The 15737-nt window shown below is 71.7% G+C and carries 11 protein-coding genes; 7 read left to right on the forward strand and 4 right to left on the reverse strand.

Annotated features, from left to right (window positions below):
* Nucleotides 1-7: 7 nt before the first annotated feature.
* Nucleotides 8-2614, reverse strand: a complete 2607-nt coding sequence (locus ACZ6S6_RS04730) for a PA14 domain-containing protein (RefSeq protein WP_469703977.1) — start codon at nucleotides 2612-2614, stop codon at nucleotides 8-10.
* 261 nt (nucleotides 2615-2875) lie between these two features.
* On the reverse strand, nucleotides 2876-3577 hold the full coding sequence (locus tag ACZ6S6_RS04735) for a (2Fe-2S)-binding protein (protein WP_362953005.1): 702 nt from the start codon (nucleotides 3575-3577) through the stop codon (nucleotides 2876-2878).
* A 232-nt stretch (nucleotides 3578-3809) separates the two neighbouring features.
* On the opposite strand from ACZ6S6_RS04735, the gene ACZ6S6_RS04740 reads away from it, so the two are divergent.
* On the forward strand, nucleotides 3810-5114 hold the full coding sequence (locus ACZ6S6_RS04740) for a DMT family transporter (protein WP_469703979.1): 1305 nt from the start codon (nucleotides 3810-3812) through the stop codon (nucleotides 5112-5114).
* On the opposite strand, the gene ACZ6S6_RS04745 is transcribed toward ACZ6S6_RS04740, so the two are convergent.
* Nucleotides 5084-6391: a transglycosylase family protein gene (locus tag ACZ6S6_RS04745; protein WP_469703981.1), complete on the reverse strand. Its 1308-nt coding sequence runs from the start codon at nucleotides 6389-6391 to the stop codon at nucleotides 5084-5086. The two genes, ACZ6S6_RS04740 and ACZ6S6_RS04745, sit on opposite strands and share 31 nt — an antisense overlap.
* 209 nt (nucleotides 6392-6600) lie before the next feature.
* Here ACZ6S6_RS04745 and ACZ6S6_RS04750 point away from each other — a divergent pair, with 209 nt between their 5' ends.
* The 3 genes from ACZ6S6_RS04750 (at nucleotide 6601) to ACZ6S6_RS04760 (ending at nucleotide 10912) form a co-directional block, all read left to right on the forward strand.
* The gene (locus ACZ6S6_RS04750) at nucleotides 6601-9120 is read left to right on the forward strand and encodes a glycoside hydrolase family 3 C-terminal domain-containing protein (protein ID WP_469703984.1); all 2520 of its coding nucleotides are present in this window, start codon (nucleotides 6601-6603) and stop codon (nucleotides 9118-9120) included.
* Between the two features lie 8 nt (nucleotides 9121-9128).
* Nucleotides 9129-10238, forward strand: coding sequence for a LacI family DNA-binding transcriptional regulator (locus ACZ6S6_RS04755; RefSeq protein WP_362952997.1), 1110 nt, complete (start codon nucleotides 9129-9131; stop codon nucleotides 10236-10238).
* A 110-nt stretch (nucleotides 10239-10348) separates the two neighbouring features.
* Entirely contained in the window at nucleotides 10349-10912 is a 564-nt protein-coding gene (locus ACZ6S6_RS04760; RefSeq protein ID WP_469703986.1) for a hypothetical protein, read from the forward strand.
* 68 nt (nucleotides 10913-10980) lie between these two features.
* On the opposite strand, the gene ACZ6S6_RS04765 is transcribed toward ACZ6S6_RS04760, so the two are convergent.
* Nucleotides 10981-12339: an ROK family transcriptional regulator gene (locus tag ACZ6S6_RS04765; protein ID WP_362952993.1), complete on the reverse strand. Its 1359-nt coding sequence runs from the start codon at nucleotides 12337-12339 to the stop codon at nucleotides 10981-10983.
* A gap of 145 nt (nucleotides 12340-12484) precedes the next feature.
* Here ACZ6S6_RS04765 and ACZ6S6_RS04770 point away from each other — a divergent pair, with 145 nt between their 5' ends.
* From ACZ6S6_RS04770 to ACZ6S6_RS04780, 3 genes are read left to right on the forward strand one after another with little or no spacing between them, the layout of a single operon-like run.
* Nucleotides 12485-13798, forward strand: a complete 1314-nt coding sequence (locus ACZ6S6_RS04770) for an extracellular solute-binding protein (RefSeq protein WP_362952991.1) — start codon at nucleotides 12485-12487, stop codon at nucleotides 13796-13798.
* A gap of 9 nt (nucleotides 13799-13807) precedes the next feature.
* Nucleotides 13808-14818 carry a carbohydrate ABC transporter permease gene (locus tag ACZ6S6_RS04775; protein WP_362952989.1) on the forward strand — a complete coding sequence of 337 codons (1011 nt, stop codon included), beginning with the start codon at nucleotides 13808-13810 and terminating at the stop codon, nucleotides 14816-14818.
* The gene (locus tag ACZ6S6_RS04780; RefSeq protein WP_362952987.1) at nucleotides 14811-15719 is read left to right on the forward strand and encodes a carbohydrate ABC transporter permease; all 909 of its coding nucleotides are present in this window, start codon (nucleotides 14811-14813) and stop codon (nucleotides 15717-15719) included. The genes ACZ6S6_RS04775 and ACZ6S6_RS04780 overlap by 8 nt, the downstream gene beginning before the upstream one ends.
* Nucleotides 15720-15737 lie beyond the last annotated feature (18 nt).

A 15737-nucleotide genomic window follows, 5' to 3' on the forward strand; every position in this document is an offset into this window, starting at 1 on the left:
CGGGCGGTCAGGTAGCGGGGCAGCCCGCGACGACCGGTTGCGACGCGTCGCGGATCAGCGCCTGCTGGGCGTCGTGGACCCTCTTCACATCGGGTTTGACGACCCTGCGGTCGTAGGTGAGCAGCCCGTTCAACTCACCCTCCACGTCCGAGATCTGCGTGTACACCGCGCCGTTGCTCCCCTCGCAGGCGAGCGCGTGCACCTCGTCGAGCTTGGCGAGGTAGTCGTCGGTGTAGGTGGCCGGGTCGACCGCGATGTACGACTGCTGAACGGCCCAGGCGTGGCCCGGTACCGCGAGACCCAGTCCGCCGTACTCACCGCTGATCAGGGCGCGTCGGCCGTCCGGCTTCGGCAGGGCGGGGCTCGGGTAGCCGTGCTCGTCGATGATGTCCCCGGTGCCTCCGTCGATGCCCAGGTTGATCCCGGACATGCTGTTGACCAGGCGCGTCGGGTCCCAGGACTTGGCCTGGTCGGCGATGCGGGCCTCGTCGTACTGGCCCCAGCCCTCGTTGAAGGTGACCCACATGACGACGGACGGGTGGCTGGAGTGTTCGTCGATCATCTCCTTCATCTCGTGCTCGTACTGCGCACGGGCGGCGGCCGACGGGTTGACGGTGTTCATCGCCGGCATGTCCTGCCAGACCATCAGGCCCAGCTTGTCCGCCCAGTAGAACCAGCGGTCGGGTTCGACCTTGATGTGCTTGCGGACCGAGTTGAAGCCCATCTCCTTGTGCATCTTCAGGTCGTACGCGAGTGCCTCGTCGGTGGGCGCGGTGTGCAGCCCGTCCGGCCAGAACCCCTGGTCGAGGGTGGCCATCAGGAAGACCGGCTTGCCGTTGAGGACGGTGCGCGGGGTGCCGTTCACCTTCTCGACGGCGATGGACCGCATCCCGAAGTAGCTGCCGACCCGGTCGGATCCGACGGTGACCTTGAGCTGGTAGAGATGCGGATCGTCGGCGGACCACAGGTGCGGGTGCGGGACGGGCACCTTCAGCGCCGATCCGGTCCGGCCGGTGGCCGTGCCCACCTTGCGCTTGCCGTCGTACGCGGTCGCCGTGACCGGGACCCCGTCCCGCACGCCGCGCGCCTCGACGGTGACGCTCGCGGCCTGGACGTCCGGGGTGAGCTTCAGCGAGTCCGCGTGGTCGGCGGCGACCGGCTCCATCCACACCGTCTGCCAGATACCCGAGGACGGGGTGTACCAGATGCCGCTCGGGTTGAGGCGCTGCTTGCCCATCGGCGGGTTCTCGCCGTCCTCGGCGTCGGTCGGGTCGTAGACGCCGACGATCAGCTCCTGGGTACGGCCGGGCTTGAGCGCGTCGGTGACATCGGCGCTGAACTTGTCGTAGCCGCCCTTGTGTTCGACGACGCGCTTGCCGTTGACGTACACCTCGGCCTGCCAGTCGACGGCGCCGAAGTTGAGCTGGAGCCGCTTGCCGGAGCCGACCTTCCAGTTCTTCGGGACGGTAAAGGTGCGGCGGTACCACATGCGGTCCTCGTGCCGTTCGATCCCGGAGAGCTGGGACTCGACCGGGTAGGGGACGAGGATCTTCTCGCCGAGCTTCCTGCCGACCGGGGGCCGCTCCCCCGCCTTCGCCGCGGCGAACTCCCAGGAGCCGTTGAGGTTCTGCCAGTTGTCGCGGGTGAGCTGGGGGCGCGGGTATTCGGGGAGCGCGTTCTTCGGCCCCACCTCGCCGGCCCATTTCGTGCTCAGCTCATGCGTGGAGTGGTTCGGCCCGCTGGACCAGAAGGCGCCGACCGGCTTGCCGTCCTCGCCGGCCAGTGCGCCGTCGCCGTCGTAGCGGATGTCGGCCAGGCCGGTGGCGTTCCCGGCCTTGTTGCCGACGACCGGTTCCTTGAGGGCGACGGTCAGGGCGCGCGGGTCCTTCGGGTCGGCCCTGACCGCGCCGAGCGGCCACTCGGCCCCGCCGATCACGGCGTCGAGGTGGTTCACCAGGCCGGCCGGCAGCTTGCCGAGCTTCTGTGCGAAGTCCAGCTTGAGGGTGCGGCCGTCGGCGAGCACGGTGGCGGCGATCGCCCCGTCGTACGCGAAGTCGTCGGGCAGCCGGAACGCGGACTGCGGCACGGGCACCTTGGCGCCGCCCGGTTCGGTCCACTTCAGGTGGAGGTTGGAGCCGCCCTCGTGCTCGAAGTACTCGACCTTGAAGTCGTAGGCGGTCCCCGCGGTCAGCTCGACCGGCTGGGAGGTCTGCTCCTTCTCCCAGTCGTCGACCCAGTGGTCGATGACCGGCTTCCCGTCGATCCAGAGCCGGAAGCCGTTGTCCCCGATGATGGAGAAGACGTGGGCGCCGGACTTCTCCGGCACGATCTTGCCGGTCCACCGGATGCTGGCGTCGTCGGACTGCCCGGTGGCCGAGGCCAGCCGCGACTCCAGGCTCGGGAAGTCGATGCCCGGATCGAATCCGGTGGCCTTGAGCTCCCCGAAGTCGAAGGCGCCCGGGGCGGACTGGGTGTAGTACTCCCCCTTCAGCCCGTGCACGTCGGCCGGGCCCCCGGGGTCCTGATCGGCCGCCGAGGCGGCGGGTACGGCGGACAGTCCCGCGGCGCCGACGACGGCGGCGAGGAGCAGGACCAACTTCTTTCTGATGCGCACGGATCCTCCTTGTGAGGAAGGGTGGCGGCTCGTTGCAACAGGATGTACAACGTTGGAAGGAATGGCAGTTGGCATGACAGCACGACGGATGCGGCGCTGTCCAGGTGCATGACAACCCCCTGTGCGGAGGGAGCAACACCGGGCGGACCAGCGGCACATCGGCGTGGAACGGGTTACGGCGCGACCCCGCCACGCCGCTCTTCGGCACGCCTGCGACCAGGTACGCGGTAGGCCGAGGATCACCCGGCGAAACGAGAGGCCCTAACTGCGCGCCGGCGTTCCGGGCGCGCTGTCGAAGACGCAGTCGCCGCACAGTCCGCCGCCCGGAACGCGGTAGTACAGACAGCAGGTGCGCCGGCGGAAACCCGGGCCGTGCGGAGCGCCGGTGTCACGCAGGGCGGGGTGGTCGAAGAGTTCGGCCGCCAGGGTGCGGGTGCGTGCGGCGACGTCCGGCCGGCCGTGCGTACGCGCCCAGCCGGTCAGCTGGCGTACGGCTCCGGCCAGCGCGGATCCGGCGTTGCCCCACAGGAGCCGGGACGAGACGGCCGTGTCACGGCGGATCGCCTCGGCGAGCGGTTCGAGATGGCCGTACTGGACGACGTCCCTGATCCGGTCCGCGGTGCCCGGCAGTAGTTCGGCGGACCGCGTCCACAGGTCGTCGGGCGCCTGCTGACGGGGGTCCCAGTGCACGTTCTCCGCCCGCAGGTCGGGGAAGCGGCCCGAGAGCGCCGCCGGGCCCAGCGCGGTGGACCACAGCCGTGCGGCCAGCCCCAGCTGCGCGACGGAGGCGGCGACCCGGCGCTCGGGCGTACCGAGCCGCTCGGCGACGGTGTCGATCCGGGAGGTGAGCGGTGTGGCGTCGCCCTCGTACAGGCAGGCCAGCGCGCGATGCCCGCCCTCCGGCGACGGGGTCGCCCGCAGCGCGAAGAACGCGCCCACCGAGGCCGCTTCCGGCTCGTCCATCGTGCTGCCGCCCTCCGCTTCCCGGCCACCTGTCGTGACACCGCGGACACCAGGAGTGCCACGGCTCGCGGTTCACCGTATCCGTACGGGATGATCGTTCTGACGGCGGCCGCAGGGGGGACTACCGTCGGGAGGAGGACACCGTAACTACTGCCGTACTACCAAAGCAGTACGCCGGATCGCCGTCTCAAGGACGACGACGCGGCGGCTTTGAAGGGCCATCGTGGTGTACATGAGTTCCCTCGCGCTGTCCGTGCTGCTGTCACTGGTCTCCGCGGTCGCCTATGCGGCCGGCGCGATCGTCCAGGAGCACGTCGCCACAGCCTCCGACGGCCGCTCGCTCGCTCCGCTGCGCGACCGTGTCTGGTGGGTCGCGGTGGCGCTGAACGGCGTGGGAGCGGTTCTGCACGTGGTGGCGCTGGCCTACGGTCCGCTCAGCCTCGTGCAGCCGCTGGGCGCCCTGACCATCGTCTTCGCCCTGCCGATGGCCGCTCTCTTCGTCCGCCGCAGGGCCGGGGCCACGGCCTGGCGCGGCGCGGTCATGGCGACCGCGGGTCTGGCCGGCCTGCTCGCCCTCACCGGAGGCTCCGACGCACACACCCTGGGCGGCCCGCAGCAGCTGATGCTCGGCACGGTGACGTTCGGCGCGGTGGTGGCGCTCGTCCTGCTCTCCAAGGCGATGCGCCGGCCGGTGATGCGGAGCGTGGTGCTGGCCGGGGCCGCCGGTGTGGCGTTCGGCATCGCCTCGGTGTTCACCAAGACCGTGGCCATGGACTGGACCTCGGGCTCGTTGGGGACCGGACTGCCGACCCTGCTGGCGATCGCGGCCCTCGCCGCCACCGGCCTGCTGCTGTCCCAGGCCGCGTACCGGGGCGCGGGTCTGACCGCCCCGCTCGCCACGGTGACCGTGGCGAACCCGGTGGTCGCGGCGGCCGTCGGCATCACGCTGTTCGGCGAGACGTTCCGGCACGGCACCACGGGCGCGCTGCTCGCCGCCGTCTGCGGAGCCGTCGCGGCCGGCGGGCTGGTCCTGCTCACCACGGAGCGGTTGGGTGCGGAGCGCCGGCGGGGGCAGAAGGTCGCGGGCGGCGGGGAACCGGAGGCCGGGGAGAGCGCGGACGAGGGGCCGGAGGCCTCCGCCGCACCGGCCGCGCACGGCGCCTCTCCCGTCCCCGGCGCGGAGGCCGGGGATTTCGGCGGGCCCGCCGGCTCCCCGGACCCGGCGGGCGCCCTGCGGCAGCCGGCCGGGGCGACGCCGGCCGCGGTGGCGTTTCCCGAGCCCGCGGGGCCGGTGCCCGCCGGTCCGGAAACGATTCCCGGACCGCTGTCGCGGCCTGTGCGGATGCCGCCCGAGCGCCGGTTGGGGCAGGTCGGGTTCGGCCCGGCCCCGCGGCCGCACACCGGCACCGCGCGACGCGGCGGATCGCCCGCCGGGTCCACCGCCTCGCCCGCCGCTGCCGGCGCCACAGCCGTGACGGCGGATGACGCCGGGCAGGGCGGGACTCTTCAGACCTTGACGCCGCCCGCCCGGAGGTAGGCCAGCGGGTCGATGTCGGAGCCGTATTCGGGGCCGGTACGGACCTCGAAGTGCAGGTGCGGACCCGTCACGTTGCCGGTGGCGCCGGAGCGGGCGATGCGCTGGCCCGCGCCGACGTGCTGTCCCGCACGCACGTGGAGCGCCGACAGATGCGCGTACTGGCTGTACTTGCCGTCGCTGTGGCGGATGACGATCTGGTACCCGTACGCCCCGCCCCAGCCCGCCGTGACGACCGTGCCCGAGGCCATCGCCTTGACCGAGGTGCCGGTGGGAACCGGGAAGTCGACGCCGGTGTGGTAGCCGCTCGACCAGGAGCCGGCCTGCCGGTACTGGGTGCCGGTACGGGCTTCGATCGGAGCGGTGATCCCGGCGTGCTTCGCGGTGTGCGCGGGCTTGTGGGTCTCCGTCTTCTTCGGCGCCGGCTTGGCCTGCTGCTTGGGCTGGGCCGCCTGCTGCGGTGCCCGCTTCGGCGCGGGCTGCGGTGCCCGCTTCGGTGCGGGTTGCGTTGTCCGCTTCGGCGCGGCCTGCCGGGCCGCGGGCTTCGGATCCGCCTTCGGGGCGGCCTTCGTGCTCGCCCTCGGGGTCCCGGCCAGGTCGAGGCTCAGCCGCTGGCCGGGGAAGATCAGATCCGGGTCGTCACCGACGACCTTGCGGTTCGCCGAGTAGAGCCGCTGCCAGCCGTCGAGGTCGCGGTCCGCCGCGATCCCGGAGAGCGAGTCGCCGCTCGCCACGGTGTACGAGTCGCGCTTGCCCGGCACCGTCGTCGGTGTGGCGGCCGCCGGGGTCTGCTTGGCCCGGATCCTGGCGGGCGCCGGGGTCCTGCCGTCGGTGGACGCCCGCTTCGGCGAGGCGACCTTGGCCGTCCGCTCGCTCTGCGGGCTGACGTCGGGAGAGTCACCGCCCCGCGTCAGTCCGGCCCGCGCGGAGCAGACCGGCCAGGCGCCCGGCCCCTGCCCCTTCAGAACCTTCTCGGCGATGGCGATCTGCTGGTCCCTGCTGGCCAGGTCGGCGCGTGGCGCGTAGTCCGCGCCGCCGTACGCCGACCAGGTCGACCGGGTGAACTGTAACCCGCCGAAGTAGCCGTTACCGGTGTTGACGTGCCAGTTTCCGGTGGACTCACAGGCGGCCACCTTCTCCCACACATCCACTGACGCGGCACCCGCCGACGCAGCGGTGATCAGCGGCAGGGCTAGCCCCGCACCGCCCGCCGTGACCAGCACCGAGACGCGGTTGATGCGGCTCGGCTGGTACCTGCGGTGCCGTCCGTTCGCGGCCATGACTTGGCTCCCCCACTGACAGTAGGACACGTCGCAAGCGGTCAACTTATGTGCTGACAACGGGTGATGACAAGAGCGCGACCTGTGACCCACTTCAACGCCCGTGCAACCGTTCCCCATTGACACGGCCGACGTCGGCCAGCGACGCTGGGCCAGGCACGTTCGGGAGAGCGCTCTCCGGCCGTGGAGGCGCTGGGGTTCGAAGGGGCATGGCCGTCATGACGGACGAAGAGATCGATCCGCTGCTGGAGAAGCTCGACGCGGCGCAGAAGGTACGTCTGCTGACCGGTGAGAGCACCTGGCGCACGTACCCCGAACCGGCTGTCGGACTGCGCCCCCTCACCCTGTCCGACGGACCGGCAGGGGTGCGCGGCGAGACCTGGGACGAGCGCGAGACCTCGCTCGTGCTCCCCTCCCCGACCGCGCTGGCGGCCTCCTGGGACGAGCGGCTGCTCACGGACATCGGCGCGCTGCTCGCCGCGGAGGCCCGCCGCAAGGGCGTGGACGTGCTCCTCGCCCCCACCCTGAATCTGCACCGGTCACCACTGGGCGGGCGGCACTTCGAGTGCTTCTCCGAGGACCCGCTGCTCACCGGGCGGACCGGAGCCGCACTCATCAGGGGCATCCAGTCCGGCGGGGTCGCCGCCACCGCCAAGCACTTCGTCGCCAACGACGCCGAGACGGACCGGCTGAACGTCGATGTCCGCATGGACGAGCAGACCCTCCACGAGGTCTACCTCGCCCCCTTCGAGGCCGCGGTCGAGGCCGGGGTCTGGGCCGTGATGTCCGCGTACAACAAGGTCGACGGCGCCACCATGTCCGCCTCCCCGCTGCTGGAGAGCCCGCTCAAGAGCGACTGGGGGTTCGACGGAGCCGTCGTCTCGGACTGGGGAGGTGTCCGCACCCTCCTGGACACCGCGCGCTCCGCGCAGGACCTGGCGATGCCCGGCCCCGAGGGCCCCTGGGCGGCGGGGCTGCTCGCCGCCCTGGTGCAGGGGCTGGTCTCCGCCGAGGTGGTCGACGACAAGGTACGGCGGCTGCTGCGGCTGGCGCGGCGGGTGGGCGCGCTCGGCCCGCCCCGGCCGATGTGGCGGCCCGCGGTGACCCCCGCCGCCCAGCGGGCGCTGCTGCGCCGCGCCGTCGCCGCCGGTTCGGTACTGCTCCGCAACGAAGAGCGGCTGCTCCCGCTCGATCCGGCGAGGCTGCGCTCGGTCGCGGTCATCGGCCCGCACGCCACGGCGGTACGGATTCAGGGCGGCGGCAGCGCCGAGGTCTTTCCCGACTCGGTGGTGACTCCGCTGGCGGGGATCCAGGAGGCTCTGGGCGAGGGCGCGAAGGTGATCTGCCGGCCGGGACTGCCGCTGTCGCCCCGGCCCCGCCCGCTGGGCCGGGACTGGTCGCGCGACCCCCGGTCCGGGGAACCGGGCGTGCTCGTACGGCTGCTGGACGCGAGCGGGGCCGAACTCCACGCCGAACACCGGCTGTCCGGCCGGATCGTCGAGCCCTCCGTCGCGGTCGACGGCGCCGCGACCGTGGAGATCCGGGCCCTGGTCCGGCCCCCCGTGGGCGGGGTGTGGACCTGGGCGGTGGGTGGCTGGGGCGCGATCTCGCTGTCCGTCGGCGGCCGGGAGGTGCTGGCCGGGACCTTCCCGCTGGACAGCGACGACCCGACCCGGGTCCATGTCGCGCCGCCCGAGCACTACGCGCGGGCCGAACTCGCCGCGGGCGAGGAGGTGGAGGTGGTGGCGCGGCGCTCGCTCGCGCCGCGTTCCGGGGTCGCGACGATCCTCGCCGCCGCCCCGCCCGCCGGGGACGCGGCCGCCGCACTCGCCGAGGCCGTGGCGGCCGCGCGGGCGGCGGACGTCGCGGTGGTGGTCGTGGGCACGACCGAGCAGAGCGAGTCGGAGGGGCACGACCGCGAGAGCCTGGACCTGCCTCAGGGGCAGGAGGCGCTCGTCCGGGCCGTGGTGCGGGCCAATCCGCGCACGGTGGTCGTGGTGAACGCGGGCGGTCCGGTCGCCCTGCCCTGGCACACCCGGGTGCCCGCGCTGCTGCTCGCCTGGTTCCCGGGGCAGGAGGCCGGGGGCGGGCTCGCGGACGTGCTGTTCGGCCGGGCCGAGCCGGGCGGCCGGCTGCCGACCACCTGGGGCGCCGCCCAGGACGACGTACCGGTGCTCGGCACCCTGCCCGCGCCCGACGGGCGCCTCCACTACGAGGAGGGCCCGCACATCGGCTACCGCGCCTGGCTGCGCTCCGGGTCCGCGCCCGCCTACTGGTTCGGCCACGGGCTGGGCTACACGGACTGGGAGTACGAGGAGCTGACGGCCCCGGCGGGGGTACGGGCCGGGGAGCCCTTCGACGTACGGGTACGGGTGCGCAACTCGGGGCGGCGGCGGGGCCGCGAGGTGGTCCAGGTCTATCTGGCCAGGAGCGGGTCGGCGGTCGAGCGGCCGGTGCGCCGGCTGATCGGGTACGCGGCTGTCACGGCGAGGCCGGGCGAGAGCGCGGTCGCGGTGGTGCGGGTGTCCGGGCGGGCCCTGGCGCACTGGTCGGCCGAGCGGCACGGGTGGGAGACGGAGGCCGGTGAGTTCACGCTGCTGGGCGGCCGCTCGGCGGGCGAACTGCCGCTCACCGCGGCGCTGACGGCGACCGGGGCACCGCCGCCGTCCGGTGCCGGCGTTCCGGAGGCGGCGGATCGTGATGGAGAGCGCTCTCCGTCGGTGCTATAAATGCGCTCATGACGGATGATCTGCGCTCGGCCGGTACACCCACCCTGGAGGACGTGGCGAGGGCGGCCGGGGTCTCCCGCGCCACCGTCTCCCGGGTGATCAACGGAGTACGCAATGTCGATCCGGTGATCCAGGAGGCCGTGCGCCGGGCGGTGGCCCTCACCGGCTACGCACCCAACCGCGCGGCACGCTCCCTGGTGACCCGGCGCACCGACGCGATCGCGCTGGTGGTCTCGGGCGCCGGGGTCGAGTCCGAGCCCGCGGAGGGTGCGCGGCCGGCCGGAGCCGAGCCCGCGGAGGGCGGCGAGCCCGACAGCGGGGCCTCGTTCACCGCCCAGGTCTTCGCCGACCCGTTCTTCGGCCGGGTGGTGACCGGGGTCGTCAACTACCTGCGGCCGCGCGGAATGCACCCGGTGCTGATGTTCGCCGAGACGTCACGGGCCAGGGAGGACGTGGTCTCCTTCCTCCGCCAGGGCAGCGCCGACGGAGCCCTGGTCGTCTCGACGCACGCGGAGGACCCGCTGCCCGGCCTGCTGACGGACGCGGGGCTGCCCGCGGTGCTGTACGCACGGCCCGCCCGCCCGGTCCGGATCAGCTATGTCGACCTCGCCCACCAGGACGGTGCGCGGCTGGCGGCCGAGCATCTGCTGGCGCGGGGCTGCCGCCGCATCGCAACCATCGCCGGGCCGCTCGACGTGCCGGCCGGGCAGGAGCGGCTGGCCGGTTTCCGCGACACGATGGCGCGGCTCGGGCATCCGTACATCCCGATCGCCGAGGGGCAGTTCACCCAGGAGAGCGGCGAGGCCGCGATGGAACGGCTGCTGGTCGAACACCCTGACGTGGACGCGGTGTTCGCGGCCAACGACCTGATGGCGGTGGGCGCCTGCCACGTACTGCGGGAACACGGGAAACGGGTGCCCGAGGACGTCGCGGTGATCGGGTTCGACGACAGCAGCGCGGCGTCCGCCTGCCGTCCGCCGCTGACCACGATCCGCCAGCCGGTCGAGGCGATGGCCGCCGAGATGGCCCGGCTGCTGATCGAACGGCTGGCGAAGCCGGACGGGGCGGCGACCTCCGTGATCTTCGAACCGGCGCTGGTGGTGCGGGACTCGGCGTAGACGGGCGGAAAGCCCTGGGCCGTGTCCGCGAGGTCCCGAATGGGGTTGCGCGGCCAAGGCGGCCGCGGAAAGGATCGGGCGGTCGCCGCGCTACTTGATCGGGGTTCCCTGTGAGTCTGACCGACCGGATACTCCCCCTCGCGGGTGTCGCCCTCGGGGCGCTCATGTCGTACGTGATGAGCAGCCTGAACGAACGGACGAGGTGGCGCAGGCAGCAGGCCGTGCGGTGGGACGAGCACCGCTTGACGGCCTACGCCGAGTACGCCCACGCGGTCAAGGAGCTGGCCGCCCGCTACCGGACGCTCGCCGTCGCCCGTGGTCTGACCGCGGGACCGATGTCCCCGGAGGCCACGCCCGAGGTGCTCGCGGAGCTGGGCAGGCTGGAGTCCCGCCGGTCGGCGCTGTCCGAGACGCTCGCGCTGCTCGGTGACACCGAGGCGAACACCGCCTCCAAGACGCTGGACCACTGCGTGTGGCGGCTGGAGTGCCTGGCCCGCGGTATCGCCACCGAGGCCGAACAGGACTGGGATCAGGCCTATCTGGAGTTCCGTCAGACGCGGGACCGCTACGTCTCGCACGCGCGGGCCGACCTCGGCGTCCCGGGAGCCGTCGCCCGGGACGTGGCCTGGCCGGCCGCGTGGCGCCCCGCGAGCCGGTCCTCGCCCTCGCCGTGACGGGTGCGTGGCGCCCGCCCGTACGTCCCCGTACCGGCCCGCCTCGCCCCGTCCGGGCCCGAGCCGCCTCACCCCGTCGCGTCCGAGCCGGTCCGTGGGCGCTCCCGCTTCCGTACGGCGTCCGCGGCGGTCCCGAAACCCGGTGCCGGGGCGCTGGGCCGGGGTTCGGGGGCCGGGCGGCTGCCGCCCCTGGCGAGGAAGTCGGCCAGCGGGAGCGTAGCGGCGCCGACCGTGACCGCGTCGGGGCCCAGCCGGCCCATCTCGATGGTGGTGCGGGCCGCGGCGTGCCGGAGCGCGTACTCCTGCGCGTAGCGACGGATGTCGGGCAGCAGGTGCGGTCCGATCAGCAGGCCAGCCCACCCTCCGAGCAGAATGCGTTCGGGCAGGAAGAGGTTGATCAGGTCGCCCAGGGCCGCGCCCAGGCATTCGGCCGTCTCGTCGAGCAGTGAGACGGCCAGCGGGTCCGGCTCACCGCCGGGACCGGGGTAGGCCGCGGCGAGCAGCGCGGCGAGAGCGGTCTCGTCGTCGGCGTCGGCGTCGAGCGGGCCCCCCGCCTCGTGCCAGCGCTCGCGCATCGCCTCGGCGCCCGCGTACGCCTCCAGGCAGCCGATCGAGCCGCACCGGCAGCGGCGTCCGCGCAGCTGGACGGTGGTGTGGCCCCATTCGAGGGCCATGCTGCTGCGGTCCTCGTCGAGCAGGTCGCCGTGGTTCACACAGGCGCCGACGCCGGAGCCGATGAGCGCGATGGCCGAGGCTCCCGCGCCGCGGCCGCCGCCGAACCACATCTCGGCCTGGCCGAGTGTCTTGGCGCCGTTGTCGATGAAGAACGGCACCTCGGGCGGGACCCGGACGGCGTCGCGGAGCAGCCGCTCGAAGGGGACGGCGCTCCAGTCGATCGTCTGGCCGTGGACGACGGAGCCCACGTCACCGATGGCGCCGTCCGGGGCGTCCCGCTCGATGATCCCCGGAACGCCGATCCCGATGCCGAGCAGCCGCCGCGGGTCGGCCCCGGCGTCCCGCAGCACATCGGCGATCCCGCTGCGGACATGGCCGACGATGCGGCTGACGTCGTAGCCGTGCTGGGCCAGCAGCCGTTCGGTGCGGGCGAGTTCGGTGAGGGAGAGATCGAAGAGCTCCACCCTGATCCGGGTCTCGCCGATGTCGATGCCGATGAGGAGCCCGCCCCCGGGTGCGACGCGCAGCAGCGTACGGGGACGGCCGCCGTCGGAGTCGACGACACCGGCCTCCTCCAGGAGGCTCTCGGCGGCGAGTTCCGCGACGACGTTGCTGATGGAACCTGAACTCAGCCCCGTGGCGGGACCGAGCTCCTGGCGGCTCAGCGGGCCGTCGAAATACAACCGTTGCAATACCCTCGCCCGGTTGCCCCGTCGCAGGTCACGCACGGTCCGTCTGTTGCGCTCAGCCATGTGGCTCCTTCCCTTCCCGCAACATACCGTGACCGCGGGACTTGACGCGACCTTCTCTCACCTCTTAAATCACGTCATAAATTAAGGCCTGAAGACCGTTCGGTTCCCGAACACGGCCTTCCTCCCCGGAAAGGGGCCATCCAGCATGCGCACCATCAGAGCCGCAGCAGCCGTCACCCTCGCGATCTCCATCGCCGCCGGCGTCACCGGCTGCGGAGGCGGTTCGTCCGCCAAGGGCGGCAGCAACGATTCACCGAAGACCCTCACCTACTGGGCGTCCAACCAGGGCCCCAGCATCGAGGCCGACAAGAAGATCCTCACCCCCGAGCTGAAGAAGTTCGAGGAGCAGACGGGCATCAAGGTCAAGCTGGAGGTCGTGCCCTGGGCCGATCTGCTCAACCGGATCCTCGCCGCCACCACGTCCGGCCAGGGCCCGGACGTGCTGAACATCGGCAACACCTGGTCGGCATCGCTCCAGGCGACGGGCGCGCTGCTCCCCTGGAGCAAGGAGAACTTCGACGCGATCGGCGGCCGGGACCGCTTCGTCGACTCGGCGGTCGCCTCGGCCGGCGCGGCGGGCAAGGACCCCTCCGCGGTGCCGCTGTACTCGCTCGCGTACGCCCTGTACTACAACAAGAAGAGTTTCGCCGACGCGGGCATCAGCAAGCCGCCGGCCACCTGGGACGAGCTGGTCGCGGACGGCAAGAAGCTCTCCAAGGACGGCAAGTGGGGGCTGGGCGCCGAGGGCTCCAACCTCTCCAACAACATCCACCAGACCTTCGTCCTGGGCCAGCAGCACGGTGCGGACTTCTTCGACTCCGACGGCAAGGCGACCTTCACCTCCGACGGCGCCGTGGCGGCCGTGAAGCAGTACATCGACTTCATGGCCAAGGACAAGATCATCGCTCCGGGCAACGCGGAGTACGCCCAGAACCAGTCCCTGACGGACTTCGCCAAGGGCAAGACCGCGATGGTGCTCTGGCAGGCCGCGGCCTCCACCTTCGCCTCCCAGGGCATGAAGCCCGAGGACTGGGGAGCGGCTCCCGTCCCCGTCGGGTCCGGCACCCCGGGCGCCGGCAAGAGCACGAACTCCATGGTCGCCGGCATCAACATGGCGGTGTTCAAGAACACCAAGAACATCGACGGCGCCAAGAAGTTCGTGAAGTTCATGACCAGTGACGCCGAGCAGAAGCTGCTCAACAAGACCTACGGGTCGATCCCGCCGGTCAAGACCGCCCAGGCCGACGAGGCGTTCTCCGCCCCCGACCTGAAGGTCCTGCGCGACACCCTGGCCACCAGCGCCGCCCCGCTGCCGCAGGTGCCGAACGAGTCGCAGTTCGAGACGGCCGTGGGTACGGCGGTCAAGGAGCTGTGGGCCGATGCCGCAGCCGGACGCCCCGTGACCACCGAATCCGTCAAGGCGCGCCTCGAAAAGGCCCAGCAGACGATGCAGCAGTAAGGCTCCCTCATGACCGCCACCGTGACCACCGACAGCCGGACGGAAAAGTCGGACAGGGTGACGAGCCGGGGCACCGGGGGTGCGCGCAGGAGACTGCCGCGCATCCCCGACCGGATCCGCCAGGGCGGACTGCCCTATCTCCTGCTCCTGCCGGCCGTCCTGCTCGAACTCCTCGTCCACGTGATTCCGATGATCGTCGGAATCGTGATGAGCTTCCGCGAGCTCACGCAGTTCTACATCAACAACTGGGGCGGAGCGCCCTGGAGAGGCCTCGACAACTACCGGATCGCCGTTGACGTCAACGCCCCGATCGGTGAGGCGCTGCTCCACTCGTTCTTCGTCACCTGTGTCTTCACGTTCTTCGCCGTCGGCCTGGCCTGGCTGTTCGGGGTCGCGGCGGCGATCATGCTGCAGGAGAACTTCCGCGGCCGGGGCTTCCTCCGGGCGATCTTCCTCGTCCCGTACGCCCTGCCGGTCTACGCGGCCGTCATCACCTGGGCGTTCATGTTCCAGCGGGACAACGGCCTGGTCAACCACGTGCTCCACGACCAGCTCGGGCTGACCGACCAGCCGTCCTTCTGGCTGATCGGCGACAACAGCATCTACGCGCTGATCATCGTCTCGGTCTGGAAGGGCTGGCCGTTCGCCTTCCTCATCGTGATGGCGGGGCTGCAGAACATCCCGCGCGAGCTGTACGAGGCCTCCGCGATCGACGGCGCCGGCGTCTGGCAGCAGATCCGCAAGATCACGCTGCCGGCGCTGCGCCCGGTCAACCAGGTCCTGGTGCTCGTCCTGTTCCTGTGGACGTTCAACGACTTCAACACCCCGTACGTGCTCTTCGGGAAGGCGGCACCGGAGAACGCGGACCTGATCTCGATCCACATCTACCAGTCGTCGTTCGTCACCTGGAACTTCGGCACCGGATCCGCCATGTCCGTGCTCCTGCTGCTCTTCCTGCTGGTCGTGACGGCCGTCTACCTGCTCATCACCTCACGAGGAAGGAAGGGCGCCGATGCCTAGCCATGCCCAGTCGGCCGCGCTGCCGGGGGCGCCGAAGTCCCGGGACCGGAGGCGGTCCCCGATGGCCGCGCCGCGGTCCTTCCTCTGGACCCGCCGCGTCATCCTGACCTTCCTGGCCGGCTTCGTCCTGCTCCCCGTCTACGTGATGGTCAGCAGCTCACTCAAACCGCTCCAGGACGTGTCGGGGAAGTTCCACTGGATACCGTCCGGGCTGACCGTCCAGCCGTACTTCGACATCTGGGAGACCGTCCCGCTCGCCCGGTACTTCGTCAACTCGCTGATCGTGGCGGGTTCGGCGACGGTCCTCTCGGTGATCATCGCGGTGTTCTCCGCGTACGCCGTGAGCCGCTACAAGTTCCGCGGCAAGCGCGTCTTCACCGTCACGGTGCTCTCCACCCAGATGTTCCCCGGCATCCTCTTCCTGCTCCCGCTGTTCCTGATCTTCGTCAACATCGGGAACAGCACCGGGATCGCGCTGTACGGCTCGCGCGGCGGACTGATCCTCACGTATCTGACGTTCTCGCTGCCGTTCTCCATCTGGATGCTCATCGGCTACTTCGACTCGATCCCGAAGGATCTGGACGAGGCCGCCCTGGTGGACGGCTGCGGGCCGCTCGGCGCCCTGTTCCGGGTCGTCGTGCCGGCCGCCGTGCCGGGCATCGTCGCCGTCGCCGTGTACGCGTTCATGACGGCCTGGGGCGAGGTGCTCTTCGCCTCCGTGATGACCAACGACACCACCCGCACCCTGGCCGTCGGCCTCCAGGGCTACGCCACCCAGAACGACGTCTACTGGAACCAGGTGATGGCCGCCTCGCTCGTCGTCAGCGTCCCGATCGTCGCCGGGTTCCTGCTGCTTCAGCGGTACCTCGTCGCCGGCCTCACCGCGGGAGCCGTCAAGTGACCTCTTCGGAAAGGAAGT

The sequence above is a fragment of the Streptomyces sp. NPDC048671 genome, from assembly GCF_055587045.1.

Bases quoted from the DNA above. Each gene is read 5' to 3' on its own strand.
- ACZ6S6_RS04735 (WP_362953005.1), bottom strand. From the start codon at position 3,577: ATGGACGAGCCGGAAGCGGCCTCGGTGGGCGCGTTCTTCGCGCTGCGG.
- ACZ6S6_RS04740 (WP_469703979.1), top strand. From the start codon at position 3,810: ATGAGTTCCCTCGCGCTGTCCGTGCTGCTGTCACTGGTCTCCGCGGTC.
- ACZ6S6_RS04745 (WP_469703981.1), bottom strand. From the start codon at position 6,391: ATGGCCGCGAACGGACGGCACCGCAGGTACCAGCCGAGCCGCATCAAC.
- ACZ6S6_RS04750 (WP_469703984.1), top strand. From the start codon at position 6,601: ATGGCCGTCATGACGGACGAAGAGATCGATCCGCTGCTGGAGAAGCTC.
- ACZ6S6_RS04755 (WP_362952997.1), top strand. From the start codon at position 9,129: ATGACGGATGATCTGCGCTCGGCCGGTACACCCACCCTGGAGGACGTG.
- ACZ6S6_RS04765 (WP_362952993.1), bottom strand. From the start codon at position 12,339: ATGGCTGAGCGCAACAGACGGACCGTGCGTGACCTGCGACGGGGCAAC.
- ACZ6S6_RS04770 (WP_362952991.1), top strand. From the start codon at position 12,485: ATGCGCACCATCAGAGCCGCAGCAGCCGTCACCCTCGCGATCTCCATC.
- ACZ6S6_RS04775 (WP_362952989.1), top strand. From the start codon at position 13,808: ATGACCGCCACCGTGACCACCGACAGCCGGACGGAAAAGTCGGACAGG.
- ACZ6S6_RS04780 (WP_362952987.1), top strand. From the start codon at position 14,811: ATGCCTAGCCATGCCCAGTCGGCCGCGCTGCCGGGGGCGCCGAAGTCC.